Below are 17,328 nucleotides of genomic sequence, written 5' to 3' on the forward strand. Positions count from 1 at the left end.
TGTAAATAATAAATTGTTTTTTCAGGGCATTACCGTTACAGTTCTGCTCTCTTTTCCCGAGGCGGTAAAGGCTTTAAGGCGCACTGGACCGTTTACCTGAACCGGGCCTGAGTAGAGCGGTGATGTGGTTCCCGGTTCTGATCCGTCGGCAGTGTAGCGGATCTGCAGACCAGGATATGCTGTGTTTGCCTTCAGGATACCGTTTTCAATAACAGCGCCCGGAGGGGGTACCCGGTAGATAAATCCACCGTTCAGAACATCAAGTTTTGGAAACTCACAGGCAGCTATTTTGGCTGAAAACCTGTTCCAGTCGGCCATCATTCCGGCTATTCTTTCTTCTGTGCCGGCAAGGTTTTCCCAGGCAGGAGCAGGCGACCATGCCCGTTCGGCAAATGAAATAAGCTTGGGTAACAGGTAGTACTCAACCATTTCGGGTTTTCGGAGGGTTTCGCTCCACAATTCGGCCTGCAGTCCGAGTATATTTTTCTTTGCTTCAGGTTTCAGGCGTTCCAGTTTTGCATATGCCTTCTCAGGATCAACCGGCCGGCCAAAATCATCCCAGAAGGTTGAACGGAAGACATCATAAGGCATCAGGAAGAAAGGCTTCTTTTCGTCGACAAAACCGCCCCAGTAGAGTCCGGGTTCTTCCGGGTCAGCGCTGTAAGCCAGGTCAAAATAGAAATTTTTTACGAAGCAAAGAACTACCGGGTAACCTGTGTTGGCAAGCCTGTACCCGAGGTCAAGGTTATCACCCAGACTGTTCCATACGTATGGAACAACCTGCTGGCCTGTCAGAGAAGGATTGGGCATGTACCCTCTTTCGCCGCCCCGTTTCAGGGCAACTTCTTCCCATCCGCCGATCATCAGATGGTAGGGCTTCAGGATGCTGACCAGCCGTTCAAAAAAGTATGCCTGAAGATTTTCCGGTCCGCCAATTTCAGGGTGCTGACCCAGAAATACTGCGCACATAGGAGATTTTGTCCATGCACCGGATGGAACTTCATCCCCTCCTGTATGAATGAACTGGAACGGGGCCCCGGCCTGCCGGTACATTTCGGCCAGCGTTTTGACTACCGTTTCATAAAAATGGTACACCGATTCGCGCACCACACATACCACATTATCGTTGTATGCCTGAGCTGAAAGATACACCGAGCTGTCGGCCGGGTCGATCAGACGGAATTCTTCTGCTTTTTCGGGTTGATTCTGGCTTATCAGTTTTTTATACCGGGCTTCCATAGATTTGATGGCAGCGCGGGCATGGCCGGGAAAGTTAATTTCAGGAATGACAACAATATGCCGTTCGGTGGCATAACGGAGAATCTCAACAAATTCCCGTGTCGAGTAATAGCCGGTGCCTCGGGAACTGGCCGGATCGGCATACGGTCCTGACCCATACGACGGATGCAGCCAGTTGGCATCCGTCAGCGTATGAGCCCGCTTGCTTCCGATGGATGTCAGTTCAGGAAGGGCGGGTATTTCAATTCTCCACCCTTCATCATCGGTAAGATGCAGATGCAGGGTGTTCAGTTTATAAAATGCCAGAAGGTCAATCAGTTTGAGTATGGTTTCTTTGTTGCTGAAATTGCGGGCTACGTCAAAATGCAGTCCCCGGTATCCAAATCTGGGCGCATCCGTGATCTCTGCGGCAGGTATCCGGAATGTAGTTACCCTGTTTTGCATTGCATTCAGGGGAATCAACCTGAGCAGGCTTTGAATTCCGTAAAAAACTCCTGCCGCAGTGTTTCCTTCTACCACAACCCCTTCCGAAGGTGATACCGTAAGATGATATGCCTCCGGGTTATTTTCTTCCGGCAGCACATTTCCTTTTTTCAGAATAATGGATTTTGGGCCTGGTTTGTTACCCTCAGTTTTTCCAATCCGTACGCCGGTAATTTTCTCGAGCAGGGCAGAAAGGTAGGATGCCTCATTTTCCAGTCCTTTCATGTAATAGATGTTGACAGAAGCCGAAATTTCAAGCTCTCCGTCCAGTTCTTTCTGCTGAACCGGTGTTGGTACAATGCATACCTTTCCTTCACTGACGGTACCCTGGTTTATTGACGCATTTTCTTTGAACAGGGAACCTGCATCGGGCATGGTTATCATTCCTCTGAAGGGATTCAGGCTGTCGGGATGAGGAAACCCGGCAGCAGAAAAATCTTTTACCCGAAGAATCTTTTCTTTGCCGCCCTGATGGACCACAAAATAAAGCCCTGAGGGTGCGTCAGTTTTTTTCAGAACCCATCCGCGCATATAGCAATGAACAATCAGCGAATCGGCAGGAGGAATCCTGAAACCGGCGGCCGGCACAAGCCGGTAAAAATCTCCTCCCAGGTGTTCCACCGATGCCGCCTGGGCCGGAGCGTCTTTGCGCGGTATGGCCCCCATCTGGTTGAAATACAGCATCCAGTCAGAACCGGTAAACTCTTTGTTTCCCCGATTGTGAAAAATAAATGCCGTATGACAGGTACCACCCTGGTCGGGAGAATTACTGTACAATTTCCATTCAACAGAAAGTTTGTCAAACGGGTCGGAAGACATGCCGGAACAGCCGTATAGCAGGAGAAACAATACGGCCGGAATAACGAGGGAAAAACAATTCTTCATACAACAGGAGATTAAAAAAAACGTGTAAATTTCGTTTCTAATTTACAACGAAATTCGTCATATCATGAATACGGAAGAAAATTCGTCCGGTCGTCTTGTCAGCCTCGATGCTTTCAGGGGATTTACCATTGCCGCCATGATCCTTGTCAATTTTCCGGGAAACGGGGAACATGTATTCCCTCCCCTTGAGCATGCCCGCTGGAATGGGTGGACGCCGACAGACCTCATTTTTCCTTTTTTTCTTTTCATAGTTGGTGTTTCCATCGTACTGAGCCTAACAAAACGAAAACAGCAGGCCGGTTCAATGTCACCCCTTCACCGGAAAATCATCTGGCGGGCGGTGAAAATTTTTGCTGTCGGGCTGATTCTGAATGCGCTCGGACTGATCCCTGATTTCCATCTGTCGGAATTGCGTATTACCGGTGTTTTACAGCGAATAGCAATAGTGTATCTTATCTGCTCTTTCCTTTTTCTGCATGTTTCACTTCGCTGGCAGGTAATCATCGGAGCGGCGGTTCTTGTTGTTTACTGGATTGTGATGATGTTTGTTCCCGTTCCCGGAGCAGGGATTCCCATGCTCGAACCGGGGGTAAATCTGGCTGCCTGGGTTGATAATCAACTTTTGCCGGGCGCCATGTGGCAGGGTACATGGGATCCGGAAGGTATTCTGAGTACCTTCCCGGCTGTGGTTACGGGAATGACCGGTGTGCTGGCCGGAATCCTTCTTAAAAGCGACCAGACACAGGAACGAAAGATTATTCTTCTGTTCAGTGCCGGTTTTTGTGTTCTCATACTCGGCCGCATCTGGGGTTGGTTCTTTCCCATCAATAAAAACCTGTGGACCAGTTCCTTTGTGCTGTTTACCTCCGGACTGGCTGCTATGACACTTGCCGTTACGATGTTTGTTGTGGATGTGCTCGGGTATGTGCGTTTTGCAAAACCGGGCGTCATTTTTGGCTCCAATGCGATTACGGTTTATGTGCTGGCCGGCATCCTTTCCCCGTTGTTCTACCAACTGAAAGTCGGGGGAGACAGCCTGAACATGCATTTTTTCAGGTTGTTTACCGGAGCCTGTCTTCCGCCCCAGCTGGTCAGTGCCCTTTACGCCTTCCTTTATGTGTGCATCATCTTTATTCCTGCCTGGCTTCTGTACCGCAAAAAAATATTTATCAAACTTTAACCAGTATTGTATGAAAACGATTCTGCGCATTATCCTTTACGTGATTCTGGGTGCAGTGCTTGTGCTGATACTCTTTGTAGCCGGCACATTGGTTCACACCGGTTCAAAAGCTTCAAAAGCGGTGAAGCAGAGTTATCAGTTTCTGACGCCTGAGGCGCCGTTCCGTACCGCCGATGATGGTTTTCAATACCGCGACCTGAACAAGAACGGGAAGCTGGATGTATATGAAGACAGCCGTCGTACAATTGATGAGCGTACGGATGATCTTCTGGCACAGATGACACTGGAAGAAAAGGCCGGATGTATGTTCATTACCATGATCGGGATGGGGAAGAATGGAAACCTGCTGGAAAAACCCACTCTCAGTGATCCGTTTTCGTTCGCTTTGCCGCCCACCTCGGAAATGGTGCTCACAAAGCGCATGAATCATTTTAATATTTATACCTCCATGGATCCCCGGTCCATGGCAGTATGGTATAACCGGCTGCAGAAACTGGCCGAACGCACCCGTCTGGGGATTCCGGTCACCATTGCTTCGGACCCGAGGAATGCCTATACAAAGAATTTTCTGGCCGGAGCACCGGCAGGTTCTTTTTCGCAATGGTGCGAGCCCATTGGCTTTGCTGCCATTGGTGATTCATTCCTTACCTGGAAGCATGGTGATATTGCACGGCAGGAGTACCTGGCTGTGGGAATCCGTGTAGCCCTTCATCCTATGGCTGATCTGGCTACCGAACCTCGCTGGCCGCGTATCAACGGAACCTTCGGAGAGGATGCCACCCTGGCTTCGCGCATGGTGTATGCGTATATCAAAGGGTTTCAGGGCGATAGTATCGGTCCGGGGAGCGTAGCCTGCATGACCAAACACTTCAGCGGAGGCGGCCCTCAGAAAGAAGGTCTTGATCCCCACTTTCAGTTCACCAAAGGTCAGGTTTATCCAGGAAATAATTTCAAATACCATTTAATCCCCTTCGAAGCCGCTTTCAGGGCAGGAACGGCTGAAATCATGCCTTATTACGGTATTCCCGTTGGCCAAACTTCAGAAGACGTTGGGATGGGATTCAACAAGGATATCATTACCGGCTTGCTCAGAAATACATACCATTTTAATGGTATTGTCTGCACCGACTGGGGTCTTCTTACCGATTCCAAAGCTTTTGGCATTACCATCCTGCCTGCCAGGGCACACGGTATGATGCACAAGACGGTCGAAGAACGCATGCTCAAAGTGATAGAAGCTGGAGTAGATCAGTTTGGCGGTGAGGCAATTCCTGAAGTTCTGGTTAAACTGGTGAAGGAAGGCAAAATCAGCGAAGCCCGCATCGACAGTTCCGTAAGACGCCTGCTGAGAATGAAATTTCAGCTGGGTTTGTTCGACCAGCCCTTTGTGGACGTGGAAAAAGCTTCTGAGATCGTCGGGAACAAAGAGTTCCGCAGATGGGCTGAACTTTCCCAGCGAAAGGCTATTACCTTGCTGAAAAATGATACTGTGGGTGAAGGCAACATTCTCCCCCTGAAAGGGAAACTGAAAATATACGTCCGGAATATCAGTCCCGCGGTGGCTTCGCGTTATGCTGAGGTAGTGGATGATCCCAAAATGGCCGATATAGCAATTCTTCGCCTTGATGCTCCTTATGAACCCCGCAAAGGTTTTCTCGAACAGATGTTTCATCATGGTGATCTTGATTTTAAAGGGAAACAAAAGGAAGAAATCCTCGGATTACTGAACAAGGTGCCGACCATAGTTGACATATATCTTGACCGGCCGGCCGTAATTCCTGAAATTGCGGCTGATGCCGTAGCCCTGCTGGCTGACTTTGGCGCCAATGATGAGGCTGTACTGGATGTGATATTCGGCAAGTTCCAGCCGGAGGGAAAATTGCCGTTTGAGTTGCCCTCTTCAATGGAAGCAGTGAGAAATCAGAAGGAGGATCTCCCGTATGATTCGGAAAATCCGCTCTTTCCTTTTGGATTTGGCTTGCATTACCGGTAAAGGAATAGAAAACCTGATAAATAAATTTCTTATGAGAAGAATACCCTGGCCAAGAATTGCGGCCTTACTGAGCGGAATCCTTGTTTTTTCGGTTCTTGCCGCCCAGAACTTTGATGCACGGTTCCTGCGCCGGACGTTGCGCATGGATTATATCCATTCAGGTTCTTCCGGGAAATCAGAAATTTCATTGTACCGGCTCATCGAAGAGCCTTTCTGGGGAGGACCTGTGAAAAACCTGATCGATACATTCAACTACGGCGAATGCATGGTGAAAATGTTTGATCTGAATACGAATGCATTGTTATACAGCCGTGGATTTTCCACATTGTTTAATGAGTGGCTTACAACCCCTCAGGCCAGGACGGAAGTTTTTGCTTTTGAGGAAAGTATCCTTTTGCCGTTCCCCAGGGAAAAGGTAAAAGTGGTTCTCTACCAGCGCGATAAGGAACAGGAATTTCAGCCTTTGTTCTCAACGGTTATTGATCCGGGTTCACCGGCCATTATCCGGGATCAGCTTCCTGCCTATTCCTCAGGAACGATAACCGGTGAAGGACTTGCTGAAAATACCCTCGATATAGTGATTCTGCCCGAGGGGTATACATCGGCCGAAAAGGAAAAATTCATCAGAGACGCAACCCGGTTTGCTGATAATTTACTTTCGTGGGCTCCATACAGGGATTTACGCAAAAAGATACGCTTTCGCTATGTTTTTGCTCCTTCTGATGAATCCGGCACCGATGTTCCGGGTGATTCCATATGGAAGCGAACCCTTTTTGATACCCATTTTTATACATTTGGCACGGAACGGTATCTCTCTGTGAAAAATATCTGGAAGATGCATGATGTGGCTGCCGTGGTTCCGTACGATGCTGTTTGCGTGCTGGTTAATACCACAAAATACGGGGGAGGAGGTATTTTTAATTTTTACACCGTTTGTACTGCCGACAACAACGCTTCTTATTTTGTTTTTTGTCATGAATTTGGTCATGCGTTTGCCGGCCTGGCTGATGAGTATTATGATTCGGAGGTTGCCTACGAGGGTTTTTATAACCTGAAAAAGGAACCATGGGAACCCAATATCACAACCCTGGTTCAATTTGAAAAGAAATGGAAGGACATGCTCGAACCGGGAACCCCTGTTCCGACACCGCCTTCCGATCAGTATAAAAACAAGATAGGTGTTTTTGAGGGAGGTGGATACATGGCGAAAGGCATCTACCGTCCATGGATTAACTGTTCCATGCGCGGGGTGGTGAACGATGGCTTCTGCCCGGTATGCAAAAGAGCCATTACCCGCATGGTGAATTTTATCTCAGACAACTGATGGCTGGAGAAATAAAAAACTTTCTGAAAAACCGGAGGCTGTTCAGAAAGTTTTCTGATTGTTTTACACAGCTTACTTTTCTTTATTCCTGGCATAGAAGTAAAACAATACCAGCGACAGACCGCCGAAGAGGAAAATCATGGATATATATGCAATACCCTCTTCTATACCGGTATACGTTGTAAGAAGACTGCCGGCAAGAATACCAAGAGCAATACCGGTTAAAAACATACCCAGTTTAAGGGTAGAAAGAGGGCCAAAGAAGGAAGTGTTCTTTCCGGAAAAGATGCTTGCATCAGCCCCTTTTTCTATCAAAGCCATCCTTTCTCTGTGCCGTGTGGTATAATACACATAAACCCATCCGAAAATCGTGGCAAAAAAAGCCAGCGAAACAAGTACTGCAACAACATGATCCATAGTTATATGTTTTAATGGTTTTGCCTATTTGACGCATCTTTTCCGGTTTGGTTACATTGTTTGGTTTTCGGCTTTCGTTCTTTAATGCAGGCCTTTGTCGATGGGCATTACACTTTGGCAGGGGTCTGAAGTCGAAAAAAGTTTTGAGACATTCCTCAAACGGAATGCATTTTCATAATTTCAACGTTTTGGGAGGATATTGCGTACCTTTGAAAGAGAAGTGTAACCGGAAGAATTTTTATGCGTCTATACTGAGAGAATGGAAAAGCAGTCTGATGCATATTATATTGGTCAGGTTCTTGCCGGCAATACCGGAGCGTTGAAGTATCTGATTGATCGCTACCAGCATATGGCATTTACGCTGGCATACAGGGTGCTTAATGACGAAGGGGAAGCAGAAGAGGTATGTCAGGATGCCTTTCTGAAAGCCTACAAATCACTCGGAAGCCTGAAAAACCATGCGCATTTTTCAACCTGGCTTTACAGTATTGTTTATCATTCAGCTATTTCGGCCGTGCGGAAACGGAAAATTCATTTTGTTTCCATCGAGCAGAAAGGAAACACTAATCTGAGCGAGCTGACCGAGGACGAGGGGGATGGTACGGACGAGATTGGCCGGGATCAACTGGATAAGGCCCTGCTGAAGCTTGATGAGACGGACCGGGTAATTGTTTCCCTGTACTATCTTCAGGATTACGATGTCAGGACTTTGTGCGGGGTTACAGGACTCTCTCCTTCCAACGTAAAGATTCGTTTGTTCAGAGCCAGAAAAAAGCTGTACGAAATTTTATCCTGTTATGTTTATGAAAAATAGCCAAAAAACCAGGGATATGGATGATGAATTGAGAAAAATCTTCCTTAATGCGGGAATACGGGAAGCTCCTGAGGGATTTTCCGGGAGGCTCATGAACCTGATTGCGGCTGAATCAGAGAAACCGGTAAAAACAGATTCTCCTGTCATCAGCCGCGGCATCTGGTATAGCATAGCACTCCTGGCAACTCTGAGCCTGCTTCTGGCGGGTTTCTTCGGGAAAAACACTTCCGGCTCGTCCGGTTTCATCACCGGTTTCATAAATAACGTACTGCAGAACCTGCCGGTGGTCAGAATTCCATTGCCTGATTTTCCTCTCTGGCCGGTATTTCTGAGCTTTGTATCGTTGATTGTATACCTTTCTGAAGATTATCTGATAAGGCAATTCATTAGGAGAAAACATTAAATAAAAAACGCTCTGGCAGGTTCCCGGAGCGTTTTTTAAAGTGTCAGGCTATTTATTTCTTTTTAGGTGTTTCAGCTTTTTTTACATCAAGCAGTTCAACGGTAAAAATAAGCAGGGAGTTGGGTGCAATTTTTTCCGTAGGAGGTCTCATTCCGTATGCCATATCAGGAGGAATGAACAATTTGTAGCGTGAGCCGGCAGGCATCAGCTGAAGTCCGCGCGACCAGCCGGGTATAACCTGGTTCAAATGAAACTGGGCCGGGACAGAATCGTTCATATTGCTGTCAAATACCTCGCCGTTCAAAAGAGAACCTTCATATTTCACGGTTACCAGATCCTCAGGTCCTGGTTTGGGCCCGGTACCAAGCCGTTCAACTTTGTACTGCAATCCTGTTGAATCAGTCATAACACCTTCTGCTTCCTTATTTTTTGCCAGAAAATCTTCGGCAGCCTTTTTATTGTCATCAGCCTGTTTGTAGAACTTCTTGGTGAAGTACTCCTGAATGTACATTAATACCTGCGACTTGTCGGTGGTCACCTTTTTATCAAGAGCATCCTTTGCCCCCATAGCAAAGGCGTTAATGTTAATAAAGGAGTCCGTTCCATTGGTAAGCAGATACTGATTGGCCAGATGAACACCAATGTAGTAGCTTACAGAATCTTCTGCATTTTTAAGGGCTACACTGGGAATCTTTTTATTGCCGCAGGAACTTAATACCAATAATGATACCAGAATAAGAGAATAATGCTTCATAATACGTTGAAATTTTAATTACAGATTATTGATTTGGTGATTGTTCTTCTTCGACAGGTGTTTCATTCTTCTGAACCGAAATGAGTTCGACATCGAAAATGAGCACCTGATTGGGCTTAATGCCACTGTTTGGCGGAGGATTTTCTCCATAGGCCATGTCGGGAGGAATGAAAATTCTCCATTTGGATCCAACCTTCATCAGCTGAAGTGCTTCAGTCCAGCCACGGATTACTCCGTTCAGAGGGAAAGTAACGGGTTCGCCGCGTTCCACAGAGCTGTCAAAAACCTTCCCGTCGGTGGTCATGCCGGTATAATGCGTGGTTACATAGTCTGTTTCCAGAGGTTTCTCACCGGTACCTTCCTTAAGAACCATATATTGCAATCCGCTGGGAAGGGTTACCACGCCTTCTTTCTTGCTGTTTTCCTCAAGAAACTTTTTGCTTTCCTTCAGATAGGCAGCATTTTCAGCAGCAAAAGTTTTTGTAAGATAAGCCCGGATGATATCATTGGCAGCCGATTCGTCAAACAAAGGCTTTGCATCCTGCGAAATCATTTGCCGGATTCCGGTTACCAGCAAATCTGTATTGACATTGCTGAGGTTGTTTTGCTTAAGACTGTTTCCCAGACTTAAACCAAGGGCATACGAAACGGAATCGAGTTCGTTCTTAAGCTGGATGGTCCCTTTTTTTGATGGTTTCTGCGCAAAGAGGATGCAGGGAACCATCAGAAGCATGAGGATGATGGATTTTTTCATGAATCAAGTAGCATTTAAAATGAAGATGTAAAGGAAGCGAATTTATTCGGGATTTTATAGAAAGTCGGCTGTTTTTTTTCCTCTTCCTTCAACCATTGGCTATATCTTTCTTGCTCTCAGCATTTCCCGCTTTCCGGGCGCCCCTGGCAGGCGCTCCGTCCGGAATCCTGCTTCCTGCATATTCCTCCTTACCTGGCCTTTGGCAGCATAGGTAACCAGAATGGAGGAAGACGCCATGAGGGAATGCAGGCGGTCAAAAATGGGCTTCTGCCATAATAAAGGCTGTACAACCGGTGAGAAGGCATCAAAATACACGAGGTCAAAACGGTGATTCGTCTCAAAATGTTCCAGCCGGGTTTTGTGCTTTATCAGATAAAAATCAGGAACAATAGATACTTCTGTTTCCCATGGTGCCTCATGAAGCTTAATAAACCAGGCAGACGGATCACCAGGCAGCAGGGCAGGGTAGTTCAGCAGGCGAACCGTTTCCATGGATAAAGGAAAAGGTTCAAGTGCCACATAGTGCACCTTCTGCCCTGTTCGGGCTGCCTCCTGAAGGGTCAGCAATGCATTTAGTCCCGTCCCGAACCCAACTTCCAGCAGAAAAATTTCTTTTTTGTTAATTGCCTGAAAACCATGCCGGAGAAATACATGTAACGACTCAGTAATGGCTCCGTGGACGGAATGATAGGTTTCCCCCGTCCGGCTGTCGGCAATACTGTGTGAGCCATCAGCCGTCAGTACTATTTTTTGCTGATCTGAATGAGCCATTGAACTGCAAATGTAAACATCCTGGTCAGACTAAGGAAAGAGCTGGCAGCAGTTTGTTTACGAAAGATGCTGATTTAATGATAAATTATTAGATTATAAAAATCTAATAAAATATTTAAGAAAAATTTTATAAAATATTATAAATCAAAATATAAATTTTTATTTTTGTTATATAAATTATTTAAATAATATAAAATGAATACGAAAATAAGCTATTTTTTATATTATTCTTCCAACATACCATCCAAAAAGGGTACAAAAAAGATTTACTGCCGGGTAAGATGCGGAGAAAGAGTTCGTGTATTCAGTTTGAACAGGGAGGTACAGGTGGAACATTGGGACCGAAAGTCGGGAAGGGTTTCCGGTCGGGTCCCCGGAGCTCCCCTGATCAACGGATATCTTAATATGGCTGAACAATCCATCAGAGCAATCTGTGTTCAACATCCGTCCGCGCTGGAATACAGAAAAACCTTTCATAAGCTCTTGCAGGAAGAAATTGCCCGGAGGCAGACCGACTTTCATGAAGCCTTTCTGAACTTTCTTGAGCAAAGGAGCAGGGGTTATACGCTTTCAACCGTACGGAAGTGGAAATCCCTGCTGGGCTTGCTGGAAAAATTCGCCTCAACGTCAGGTGGAACGTTGACTCTTCCCGGCATGCATGCATCGTTTCTTACATCCTTCCGTTCCTATCTTTTTCATGTCTGTGATCAGAGTGACCAAACTGTAGCAGCTTATTTCAGAATGCTGGGCTCCTTTCTGGAATGGGCGGGAAAGCACGGGTACATGACAGATACTCCGCGTCACGATGTTCGCGGATTGCTCTATCCTGCCGGATATAATAAGAACGAACAGATCTGGCTTACTGAAGAGGAAGTGACCAGATTGCAGGAGTTCATTCAAAGCGGGGTAAATCAACCGGAGGCAGTTCTTCTTCTCACTGTCTGCTATACAGGCTTACGGGCTGAAGAAATCCGGCTGTTGAAAAGGGATTCTCTTTCGGATGCAGTGCTCCATGTGCCGGGAAAGAGGGAAAGAAATATTTATCTTTCAGAAAATGAAAAAGATACCATACGATTGTTTCTGGGGTTTCTTGCCGACGGATATTACGGCCGTCCTTATCAGGCAAAACTGAATGCAATGCTGCGCAGTGGTGCCCTGAAGGCCGGGTTGCAAAGAAATGTTACCCAGATCCGGAATAAACTGGGAGAGCCACAGGTGAGGGAATTTCCTTTCTGGAAACTGGTCACCATGGAATCTGCCCGGCGAACTTTTTTGTACCGGTTAAAGCAAAAAAACCTGCCGATGGACAAGCTGCTGGAAATGTCGGGTTGCACTTCTCCGGCAGCATTGGCAAAGTATTTCTGAGGCAAAAGCAGTGTGAAGGGTTAATGCTGTACAACAAAGTATTTGTTCTTCAGCGTTTTTCCCTGCGAGGTATTCAGCCGTAAGAGGTAAATCCCGTTGGGAAGATTTCCGACATAGATTGGATAGGAAAGGCAGTTTTCGCGGAGATTTCCTTCCAGTATGGTTCTTCCGGTAATGCTGATGATCCGGAACAGCAGTTTTTCGTTCAGTCCGCTGGTGGAGACATACAGTACCTGCGAAACAGGCACAGGCCAGAGGGTAAATGGGGTGGTGTCAGGCGGCGGAGTAATGCCGGTTCTTCTGAAGGTTACCTGCAATGTGTCGTCCTGCGGGAAGGCATCCCGGGGATGGCTAAGCCATGCTGTAAGGAGATAATCGCCGGCGACAGTGAGTTCAACGGGTTGAGGAAACTCAAAATCGTAGGAATTTCCGGGCAGAAGCTCCAGTTCCGCCACGGCCATCATAGGGTCACCGTTGTTAATGGATATGTAAACTGTCGGATTGCTGACAGGTACCTGACTTCGGTTAAGAATACGGATTAGAGGACGGACAAATTCGCCCCAGGAGGAGTCTTTTGCCGGCCGGAGTATTTCAGCGAGGCGCAGATTGGCTGTGGTATCGGTAATGGCGGGAACCATCAGCAGATTGTCAATCCATGCAGCATCCTTTCCCCGGCTGGTGTTATTGTCTTTGCTGTATTTCCAGGTAAAAGTATGCCATCCCTGACTTACCGGCCATGATGCGCTGGTCCAGGGGATAGTTCCGCTCCTGCGGAGGACTTTCTCCTCGTCCATCAGAAAATCAAAGAAATCATAGCCTGATTCTGATGATACGCGATAGGCAAAAGCAATCTTTCCGTTTTCAGGATAAAATACACGGATTTGCATGACAGAGGATTTCGAATCGCCGGTTACTCCCGATCTGGCACAGTAGCGGCCTTCATAGGGCATCCAGGTGTCAGGCATCCAGTCGGAATCACCTCCCATAACATAGGGAAGATGATGCAGTGAACCCGATTCATAGTCGTCGCTGATACCGCCGGTGAAAAGGGTAAGGGTCTTTTCGGTTGGGTATCCGTCCACGTCGGATGAAACCTTAAGTTGTACGGAATCGCCTTCTGAGAGGCTTTCATGAACAACGCCCCCGGTCGTTAGCAGGGCAGAATCGCCGGACGCAAGTGATTGTACCGTAATTGTCTGGGAGAGAAGTGTTACTCCGTCGTTGAGTGCAGCAACAGCAAATGGCCAGGAGTTCATCAGACTGCTTCCGGTGTTGGTCACAAGGACGTTCAGGAAGAAATGCTCTCCGGGATCGGGTGAATAATTTCCGTTGCCTGTCTGGCTGTCGTCATAAATGATCCGGCAAATTTCGGGTTTGGGTGCGTACAGGGTAAGCGGGAACAGGGATGTCCATGACCCGGCAGTAGCGGATGCTGTGAGGTGCATCAATACGGCATGCTTGTTGGGTACAATATCCGAAACCTTGATCCGAAAGCCGGTATCGGAAAAAAGTTCCTGTCCGGCCATTATGGAATTGATCACAAGGACGGAATCAATTACACGAAGCAGGCTGTCGTTCGAATGAAGGGTGAGTTTCAGGTTGGCTGCTTCGCTCTTGCCAATGTTCTTTATGCGGATTCCCATGGAGAGGACTTCGCCGCGTTCGGCCCTATGGTTGTAAGAAACGCTCTGCAGTTCGTTCAGTGTGTCACCGGTGTAAACAATGCAGGCACCGGAAAGACTGGTAACCGGAATCCCTGCAATGACGGGTTTCCGGTTTGGTTTGCTGACAAAGAGAGTCACTGTATCGCCTGCATGCAACGGCTCAAAGGAAAAGGACGCAAGCCCCTGTTTCCCGGTGGTTGTGGCATCAAATGGTTCCCCGTTCAGGCTAAGAGATGCATAGGCATCCGGTTCTGCAGGAAGGGTCAGGCTGTTAATGCCTTCCGGAAGGGATTCCGGATAAAGACAAGCCTGAGGTTCAGGTTTGCGAAGATATACCGGCAGGGAGGGATCACCCAGAAGATGGTAAACTTCCCAGTAATACCGTGTACGGGATGATCCGCTTTCCATCACGGCCAGATTCCCGGCAAAAATGATCTGCCCCAGAGTTGTATACCACTCCGTGATATCCTCTCCATGCGTATGGAAAAGACGGTCAAATGCCCCCGGCGAAGTACTTTCATATTCGGGATGGGCCGATATGGTGCCAACTCCCACCGCCCAGTAATAGTCTTCATCCCAGTATGTGTCGTTGGTCCCTCCGATATGGCCCACAGCTCCTCTGCCGGCCGGGCGAAGAAGTGCCTCGCCGAAACTCTGTTCATACCCGAATGCATTGGTTCTGCAGCCATTGGTAATTACTACCGGGTATTTATGCCAGTTCTTCAGGGAATCCAGGTCGGTGGTGGTGATGTTGGGATTCATCCAGCGGTCGTCTTCTCCATGCCCGGTATAATTAATAAACCCGACTCCCCGGTTCATCAGCTTAAGAATGGAATCGCGCAGGGAGCCGGATTCGGGATGAAGAAATAGGTGGGCATTCACCCCGTTGGAGGAATTGAAATAATTTGCGGATGCATAATTAATTTGTCCGTTTCCATAAGTAGGAGCATAGGTATAGTCAACCCCGGCTATCAGCATGGCTGTATCAAGATACTCTGTTGAAGGAAGGAGGCATTTTTCGTATTCAATTGTCTTATCGAGCTGATTTTTAAGTTGCTCAGGCGTGCGGGCTGACATGCGTCCGTAATAGACTTCCGGCAGATAATCGTTGTTTCCGTTATATTCTGCATAATAGAGATCGGTCAGATGGCCTGATGTTTTTCCGTAAAAGGCAGGAATTACCTCATGGTCTCCGCAGATCAGGAGGTAGGTGGGGGGCGGATTGTCGGCAGAGGAATTCATGAAAATTTCCCTGAGCTTTTCGTGCATAGCTTCCGCGGTATTCCCGACCCCGTTTTCTCCTTTGTACACCACGGTTATGTGGTATCCGATCTGTTTCTTCCATTTGATAAAGGGCTGCAGAACCTGCCGGAACATGGTGTCGGCCAGAATTACGTAGGATATGGGCATACGCGTCATGGTGTCTTTCAGTTGCTGCCCCAGGTATAATATCTTGTGCTGCAGCATCTTGTTAATGAGAGCCGACTTTGCACCTTCTGAGGGCGTGAAGCCTTCTTCCGGCTGAATTCTTATTTTTCGGATAATACGGAGCGTGCCTTGTACCGGATTGTAATATACCGGCCTGATGGTAAGCAATCCTATGGGCTCCCCGCTCAAGGTGCCCTGTTTTATCATTGTCACACAGGCGGAGTCAGGGTACCATGCATCCCGCTGGTAGGTTCTGATATCTGCGGTAAAAAGAGGTGAACTGCTTTCGGCTCCGGTTAACACCGGCTGAGGAATGGGAAGCAGCGGAACAGCGGGTACCGGCAGGGAAAGGAGTGTATCAGACTCAATTACAAAGTGAAAGTTTTTTATGTTCCGCAACGATATCAGCTGATGAAAGACAGGCAAAAAAGGCTGCCCCGGAAGGTCGTCTTTTCCCATGCCCCGGCTATGCACTGTGAAGTAAGTTTGCCCCGAAACCTTAACAGTATCCAGGATCAGGGAGGGAGTTAAAAACACCAGTTCCTTGCCTGTCGCTGCATTTTCCTTTAGCAAGACAGCCTGTTCACTTCCTGCCGAAATCTTGATTCCCTGGCCATTCACAGCAAGTAACAGGAAATGCAACAGGATAAAACAGACCGCTTTTCTGGACAGAAATATCATAAACAGCAACAGAACCTTTACGAATGTAAATCATTTTGGGAAATTTGACCATAAAACCAGCCCTAATGTGACGAACATCGTAAATATGTATTTGAATGAAAATTAAATTCCAATAGGTTTTTTGAGGTAATGTACTGAAAATAAGTATTTTAGTATTTAAATTAATTTAGACCGAATTTTTTACGAATGACGGATAGAAAACGAGGCAGTTTGGGTACTTTTAAACAAACTGTAATTTCCGGATATGAAAAACATTTACCGTTTATTATCAGGTTCGACATTCGCGGCAATAGTTTTCTGCTGTATTTTGTTGCATTCAGGTGTGACTTTCGGGCAGAATGTTGCTGTAACCGATGTCGATGGCTACAGTCCGCATGCTTCAGCCATACTGGACGTGAATTCTACCTCCAGGGGCTTTTTGCTTCCCCGGCTTACCACAGCGCAGATGAATGCTATCAGCGCTCCTTCCGTGGGTTTGCTTGTATTCAATACCACGGCGAATGCCGTATATATGTTCAACGGCACAACCTGGGTGAGCTTGCTTTCGTTTGGCGTTTCGAGCCTGACAGCGCCTGACGGAAGTCCTTCCAATGCATTGGTTGTCGATAACAACGGGAACATTGGCATCAATCAGACGGTGCCTTCTGCTTTATTGCATATAAAAGGAACCGGAAGCCAGCCTGACAACTACCTGCGGCTGGAGGCCAACACAGGAGGGTATTACGGCAATATTTTCTATGATTCCCAGGGAATGAAGTTTCGCACCAGGAATGCGGGGAATGGCTTTTATTTTCAGAACAGTGCCGGTAAAACAAATTTTGCTCTTCTGGATAACGGGTGGATAGGTATTGGCAGTTCAACACCCCAGGGTAAGTTTGAGATTCAGGGTGATGCATCGATGAACGCTGATTCGGCGCTTTTTGTTGTGAAAAACCGTAATGGAGAGCCTGTTTTTGTTGTTTATGAGCAGGGGGTAAGAATTTATATTGAAGACCTTCCGGGAAAAGGGGGCAAGGGTGGTTTTGCTATCGGTGGCCGGTCTCCTTCCAAGGGAGCCCTCACGGGTGATATTATGCTGGTTACGCCTGACAGTGTGCGAATAACTTTGGAAGAGCAGATTGCCAAGGGAGGAAAGGGAGGATTTGCCGTAGGGACACGTACCCCCACCAAAGG

At 47.3% G+C, this 17,328-nt stretch carries 13 protein-coding genes; 7 read left to right on the top strand and 6 right to left on the bottom strand.

The window, feature by feature from the left end; genetic code table 11:
* Positions 1 to 21 precede the first annotated feature (21 nt).
* Positions 22 to 2,607 (bottom strand): family 20 glycosylhydrolase, encoded by a 2,586-nt coding sequence (locus GX419_10330; GenBank protein NLI25089.1) that lies wholly within the window; start codon positions 2,605 to 2,607, stop codon positions 22 to 24.
* Positions 2,608 to 2,671: 64 nt separating this feature from the next.
* On the opposite strand from GX419_10330, the gene GX419_10335 reads away from it, so the two are divergent.
* The 3 genes from GX419_10335 to GX419_10345 are packed head-to-tail and all read left to right on the top strand — an operon-like array spanning position 2,672 to position 7,104.
* Positions 2,672 to 3,787 (top strand): DUF1624 domain-containing protein, encoded by a 1,116-nt coding sequence (locus GX419_10335; GenBank protein ID NLI25090.1) that lies wholly within the window; start codon positions 2,672 to 2,674, stop codon positions 3,785 to 3,787.
* A gap of 10 nt (positions 3,788 to 3,797) precedes the next feature.
* Positions 3,798 to 5,780: a glycoside hydrolase family 3 protein gene (locus GX419_10340; GenBank protein ID NLI25091.1), complete on the top strand. Its 1,983-nt coding sequence runs from the start codon at positions 3,798 to 3,800 to the stop codon at positions 5,778 to 5,780.
* A 31-nt stretch (positions 5,781 to 5,811) separates the two neighbouring features.
* On the top strand, positions 5,812 to 7,104 hold the full coding sequence (locus GX419_10345; GenBank protein NLI25092.1) for a peptidase M64: 1,293 nt from the start codon (positions 5,812 to 5,814) through the stop codon (positions 7,102 to 7,104).
* Positions 7,105 to 7,176: 72 nt separating this feature from the next.
* On the opposite strand, the gene GX419_10350 is transcribed toward GX419_10345, so the two are convergent.
* On the bottom strand, positions 7,177 to 7,521 hold the full coding sequence (locus GX419_10350; protein NLI25093.1) for a hypothetical protein: 345 nt from the start codon (positions 7,519 to 7,521) through the stop codon (positions 7,177 to 7,179).
* A 259-nt stretch (positions 7,522 to 7,780) separates the two neighbouring features.
* Here GX419_10350 and GX419_10355 point away from each other — a divergent pair, with 259 nt between their 5' ends.
* Positions 7,781 to 8,335, top strand: a complete 555-nt coding sequence (locus GX419_10355) for an RNA polymerase sigma factor (protein ID NLI25094.1) — start codon at positions 7,781 to 7,783, stop codon at positions 8,333 to 8,335.
* Between the two features lie 16 nt (positions 8,336 to 8,351).
* Positions 8,352 to 8,738: a hypothetical protein gene (locus GX419_10360; GenBank protein ID NLI25095.1), complete on the top strand. Its 387-nt coding sequence runs from the start codon at positions 8,352 to 8,354 to the stop codon at positions 8,736 to 8,738.
* 52 nt (positions 8,739 to 8,790) lie between these two features.
* Here the strand turns inward: GX419_10360 and GX419_10365 are convergent, their stop codons facing one another.
* From GX419_10365 to mnmD, 3 genes are all read right to left on the bottom strand, one after another.
* Positions 8,791 to 9,492: an FKBP-type peptidyl-prolyl cis-trans isomerase gene (locus tag GX419_10365; GenBank protein ID NLI25096.1), complete on the bottom strand. Its 702-nt coding sequence runs from the start codon at positions 9,490 to 9,492 to the stop codon at positions 8,791 to 8,793.
* Between the two features lie 25 nt (positions 9,493 to 9,517).
* Positions 9,518 to 10,216, bottom strand: a complete 699-nt coding sequence (locus GX419_10370; protein ID NLI25097.1) for an FKBP-type peptidyl-prolyl cis-trans isomerase — start codon at positions 10,214 to 10,216, stop codon at positions 9,518 to 9,520.
* A gap of 129 nt (positions 10,217 to 10,345) precedes the next feature.
* Positions 10,346 to 11,017, bottom strand: coding sequence for a tRNA (5-methylaminomethyl-2-thiouridine)(34)-methyltransferase MnmD (mnmD, locus tag GX419_10375; GenBank protein ID NLI25098.1), 672 nt, complete (start codon positions 11,015 to 11,017; stop codon positions 10,346 to 10,348).
* 195 nt (positions 11,018 to 11,212) lie between these two features.
* On the opposite strand from mnmD, the gene GX419_10380 reads away from it, so the two are divergent.
* The gene (locus GX419_10380; GenBank protein ID NLI25099.1) at positions 11,213 to 12,382 is read left to right on the top strand and encodes a hypothetical protein; all 1,170 of its coding nucleotides are present in this window, start codon (positions 11,213 to 11,215) and stop codon (positions 12,380 to 12,382) included.
* Positions 12,383 to 12,402: 20 nt separating this feature from the next.
* Here the strand turns inward: GX419_10380 and GX419_10385 are convergent, their stop codons facing one another.
* Complete coding sequence (locus GX419_10385) at positions 12,403 to 16,155, bottom strand: hypothetical protein (protein ID NLI25100.1); 3,753 nt, start codon at positions 16,153 to 16,155, stop codon at positions 12,403 to 12,405.
* A 244-nt stretch (positions 16,156 to 16,399) separates the two neighbouring features.
* Between GX419_10385 and GX419_10390 the strand changes: the two genes are divergently transcribed.
* Positions 16,400 to 17,328: hypothetical protein (locus tag GX419_10390; protein NLI25101.1), on the top strand; the 929-nt coding region annotated here is incomplete at its 3' end.

It is taken from the genome of Bacteroidales bacterium, from assembly GCA_012517825.1.
GTDB lineage: Bacteria > Bacteroidota > Bacteroidia > Bacteroidales > JAAYUG01 > JAAYUG01.